This window comes from Endozoicomonas sp. SESOKO1, assembly GCF_024606265.1.
Lineage (GTDB): Bacteria > Pseudomonadota > Gammaproteobacteria > Pseudomonadales > Endozoicomonadaceae > Endozoicomonas.
Genome location: NZ_JAHHPP010000189.1, coordinates 1 through 4,829, shown reverse-complemented (window position 1 = coordinate 4,829; position 4,829 = coordinate 1). Strand labels below are relative to the sequence as shown.

General features: G+C 48.1%; 3 protein-coding genes. All 3 read right to left on the bottom strand.

Annotated elements, in window-relative coordinates; translation table 11 throughout:
• Positions 1–435: 435 nt before the first annotated feature.
• The 3 genes from clpX to tig all read right to left on the bottom strand — a co-directional run bounded on the left by clpX (position 436) and on the right by tig (position 4,380).
• Positions 436–1,734, bottom strand: coding sequence for an ATP-dependent Clp protease ATP-binding subunit ClpX (gene clpX, locus KDK13_RS09175; protein ID WP_257284679.1), 1,299 nt, complete (start codon positions 1,732–1,734; stop codon positions 436–438).
• Between the two features lie 453 nt (positions 1,735–2,187).
• Positions 2,188–2,838, bottom strand: a complete 651-nt coding sequence (clpP, locus tag KDK13_RS09170; protein WP_257284678.1) for an ATP-dependent Clp endopeptidase proteolytic subunit ClpP — start codon at positions 2,836–2,838, stop codon at positions 2,188–2,190.
• 192 nt (positions 2,839–3,030) lie between these two features.
• Positions 3,031–4,380 carry a trigger factor gene (gene tig / locus KDK13_RS09165; protein ID WP_257284677.1) on the bottom strand — a complete coding sequence of 450 codons (1,350 nt, stop codon included), beginning with the start codon at positions 4,378–4,380 and terminating at the stop codon, positions 3,031–3,033.
• Positions 4,381–4,829: the final 449 nt, after the last annotated feature.

The window sequence follows — 4,829 nt, the reverse complement described above, 5'->3', positions numbered from 1 at the left end:
GCGCACCACAATGGGGTTGTGGGGGTCGGAGGTTCAAATCCTCTCGCTCCGACCAAGCATATCTTCTTTACCCCGCCTTCTTACTTCCCTGAAAACCTTAAGCAATAATCTTCAGATTATTTGACAAACAAGCTCAAGCCAAGGTCACTGATTTTCTATCCATTCTTTCATAGCAGCAAAATTCTTCATCAACTATACCCTGTTCTTTTCATCATCCATCCCCTGTATACGGCAACAGATATTCCCTTGATAGTAAGGCAGCGCCTGTTGGTATGATTTTTTAATGCTGGCACTGACCATTCCGATACATTTTTCTCGTCAAAAGCCTCACCAGAAAAAACAACCCTTCAGGGAAAAACAGGGAAAAACAGAATGAAATGATAAGACAATAAAAAACCCTGCCAGGCAGGGTTTTTTATTGCAATCAACAGCAAATCACTTGTCAGAAAGCGCCGCCTTTGGTGTTTCAGAGTTCTCGTAAATCAATAGCGGCTCAGAGTCACCATTGATAACCGATGCATCAATCACCACCTTGGATATGCTTTTATCGGAAGGAATTTCATACATTGAGTCAAGCAATACCGCTTCAAGTATTGAGCGCAAACCACGAGCACCGGTTTTACGCTCCATGGCTTTTTTTGCAACGGCACGAAGCGCATCCTGACGGAAATCCACTTCTACCTCTTCCATATCGAAGAGCTTGCTGTACTGCTTGGTCAACGCATTTTTAGGCTCAACGAGAATGCGCACCAACGCCTCTTCATCCAGCTCTTCAAGCGTTGCAATGACAGGAAGACGGCCTACAAACTCAGGGATAAGACCGAATTTCACCAGATCTTCCGGCTCAACTTCCTTAAAGGTTTCACCCAGATCCTTCTTGTCATCCTTGCTGCTGACTTCAGCAGAAAAGCCAATACCAGACTTGTCAGTACGACCACGAATTACTTTATCCAGACCGGCAAAAGCACCACCACAGATAAAGAGAATATTGGAGGTATCAACCTGCAGGAACTCCTGCTGGGGATGCTTGCGCCCACCCTGGGGAGGAACCGATGCAACCGTACCCTCAATCAGCTTGAGCAGAGCCTGCTGGACACCCTCACCGGAAACATCGCGGGTGATGGATGGGTTATCAGACTTGCGGGAAATCTTGTCAATTTCATCAATGTAGACAATACCCATCTGGGCTTTTTCTACATCGTAATCGCACTTCTGCAGCAGTTTCTGAATGATATTTTCAACGTCTTCACCAACATAACCTGCTTCCGTCAGGGTCGTGGCGTCAGCAATGGTGAATGGCACGTTGAGCATGCGCGCCAGCGTCTCAGCCAGTAGCGTCTTACCGCTTCCGGTAGGACCTATCAGAAGGATATTACTTTTCCCCAGTTCAACATCATCTTTATTCCTATCGCCCTTGGCATCGCCAAAACGCAGGCGCTTGTAGTGGTTGTATACCGCGACGGATAAGACTTTCTTGGCCCGGGGTTGGCCAATTACGTACTCGTCGAGAGTTTCCTTGATCTCGCGAGGGATCGGCAGCTTGTCAGAAGACTCTTCACCACTGCTGTCCTGAATTTCTTCACGGATGATATCGTTGCATAGATCAACACATTCATCACATATAAATACGGAAGGGCCGGCAATCAGCTTGCGCACTTCATGCTGACTCTTTCCGCAGAAAGAGCAGTACAACAACTTGCTGTCTTCACCCTTGCCGCTTGTTTCGTCGGTCATTCGATTACCCTGTTATACGGACAATGCCTGCCCTGCACTCTCCAGTGAAAAATAGACAATGTAAACAGACCTGCCAGTCAAACTGATCAAAGCCCATTTCATGATTCACGATTACATGCCTGATAAGATGCAGGCAACAAGGCATGTTTTCAAGTGCTTGATCCGGGTGATACCAGAATTCATGCCCTGACCATCCGGGACCATGCATGTTTCTGGAGAGCTATTCAGATAGAGTGCTCCATACCAGGAGAACTCAACCTATGAGTTAGTGTTCAACGACTTTGGATAAAAATCAACCTGCTGGCATCATAAATAATGAAAATAGCACACTCAACAGAGGCTATTCTCATTGATTACAGAGCATCTCGCCGGAGATTACATAAGAGCTATCAGCTTATTTAAAGAGCCATCAGCTCATTTAAAAAAGCTTCAGCTCATGACAAGCCGCCCAGCTTATTTTTTGTCTTTATTACTGCCTTCGCCACGACGATTCATGACCTGGTCAATCAGGCCATACTCAACTGCCTCATCACCATTCATAAAGTTGTCGCGGTCAGTATCACGCTCAATGACTTCAAGAGGTTGTCCGGTATGATGAGCCAGAACATGGTTCAGCTTACTGCGGATGCTCAGAATCTCGCGGGCATGAATTTCGATATCTGACGCCTGCCCCTGGAAACCTCCCAACGGCTGGTGAATCATTACCCTGGAGTGCGGCAGACAATATCGCTTGCCAGCTGCACCACCAGCCAGCAGCAAGGCTCCCATACTCGCAGCCTGACCAATACACATGGTCGAAACATCAGGCTTGATAAACTGCATGGTGTCATAAATTGACATCCCGGCAGTTACAGACCCTCCTGGCGAGTTGATATAAAGGTGAATGTCCTTATCCGGATTTTCGGATTCAAGGAACAGCAGCTGGGCAACCACCAGGTTTGCCATATGATCTTCAACCTGGCCCACCAGGAAGATCACTCGCTCTTTAAGGAGGCGGGAATAGATATCGTAAGAGCGCTCACCTCTGGCTGATTGTTCAACAACAATAGGTACCAGTCCTGAGTTGGTGATCGCAACGGCGTGCGGGTCTATCAGATTGGACATATCCTGTCTTAACTCCTTGCCAAGTCGAAGAAAAGCGACTTCTCTACCAGTCGTATAGACTGACAGATTAGTCGCTTGCATACCAGATTAAAACGACCAGAGCCGGTAAAACCTTAGCTGCTTGTCAGGGGAGCCGGCAAATCAGCCACCCATCCCCCACGCTCTTCATGAAGAGCTCTTCTACAAGCGGAATCAGGCAGTCTCTTCCTGCTCTGCCTCTTCAGTTTCAGCTTCAGCTGCACGCTCAGCAGGCTTGATAGCGTCCTGATAGTTGCATGCTTTTTCTGAAAGCTGAGCCGCTTCAAGAATAGTATCCACTACCTGCTCTTCCAGAACAACATACTTGATCTGCGACAGCTGTTCGTCGTTGCTGTAATACCAGTCAACAACCTGCTGAGGCTCCTGGTAAGCGGAAGCCATTTCCTCAATCATGGCACGTACGCGCTCATCATCAACCTTGACTTCACGCTGCTTAACCACTTCACCAATCAACAGACCCAGGGCAACACGCTTTTTGGCATCGGCCTCAAAAAGCTCTGCTGGCAGCTGCTTTGGATCAAAACCACCCCTCATGCCACCGAACTGCTGTACAGCCTGTTCGCGCATGCGGTCGATTTCCTGAGAAGTCAGGGCAGAAGGCACTTCAACTTCATGAATCTTCAGCAGGCCATCCATTACCTGGTTCTTGACCTTGTTCTTAATCGCCTGACGCAGTTCACGTTCCATGTTTTTGGAAACTTCATTACGGAAACCTTCCAGACCACCGTCGCTGACGCCAAAGCGAGCAAAAAACTCATCATTCAGTTCAGGCAGGGCTGGTGCAGCAACCTTGTGAACCTTGCAGGCAAATTCAACAGACTGACCCGCCAGATCTTTCGCCTGATAATCTTCAGGGAAAGTCAGGGAAAGCACTTTCTCTTCACCGGCAGAAACACCCACCAGGCCATCTTCAAAGCCTGGAATCATGCGACCAGAGCCCAGCTCCAGGGTAGAGTTCTCTGCACTGCCACCTTCGAATGCTTCACCGTCTTTAGTGCCAACATAGTCAAAGGTAACACGATCACCCTGCTCTGCCGCGCGCTCAACGTCTGCAAAGGTTGTGCTCTGCTTGCGCAGGGTTTCGATCATTTCGTCAACATCTGATTCCTGAACTTCAGCAACCGGACGCTCAACGGAGATAGCACTGAAATCATTCAGAGCAATTTCCGGATAGATTTCAAACGTAGCTACAAAGGTGAAACCTTCATCGTTGTCAGATTTGGCTTCAACGGATGGCGCACCGGCAGGGTTCAGGTTCTGTTCCTGAATGGCATCAATAAAGGAAGACTGCATCATCTCACCGAGCACTTCCTGTCTGGCACCCGCACCGTAACGACGCTTAACCACTTTCATTGGAACCTTGCCGGGACGGAAGCCATCCAGACGAACACGTCGGGACAGGTCCTGTAGACGCTTATTCACTTCACTATCGATATCAGCAACCGGGATAGTGATCGTCAGCTTGCGCTCAATACCGGAAGTCGTTTCAAGGGAGACTTGCATTTTTGTTCCTCAACACCAAAACCTGTGTAAACAATGGGCCAAAAGGTGCATAGACTAGCAAATGTGAACTGAAAATGCATAAACACGTTCTGTCACAATGAATCCGGGCAAGGCAAAGGAACACTTCTTATTAAAACATTCCATTTCCCTACAGGATTTGCACCACTCTCACTTCTCAACGATATAAACCAGCGAATAGAACAGACGTTATAATGAAAAGCCCGTATTAAAAGACCCGAAACACAGCAGCCCTGGCTCAGCCTTTCATATCTGTAATATTCACATACGCTTCCCCGAAGCTAAGGACTAGTGGGTCCATACCCCCCCATCAGGGCAGTTTCTTTGGATGAAACATACAAAAACGGGGATAAGCATGCTTATCCCCGTTAATGACTGGTGCGGAAGGAGAGACTCGAACTCTCACGCCTTGCGGCACTGGAACCTAAATC

Excerpts from the sequence above, each read along its gene's own strand:
- clpP (WP_257284678.1), bottom strand. The coding sequence starts at position 2,838 with ATGTCCAATCTGATAGACCCGCACGCCGTTGCGATCACCAACTCAGGA.
- tig (WP_257284677.1), bottom strand. The coding sequence starts at position 4,380 with ATGCAAGTCTCCCTTGAAACGACTTCCGGTATTGAGCGCAAGCTGACG.
- clpX (WP_257284679.1), bottom strand. The coding sequence starts at position 1,734 with ATGACCGACGAAACAAGCGGCAAGGGTGAAGACAGCAAGTTGTTGTAC.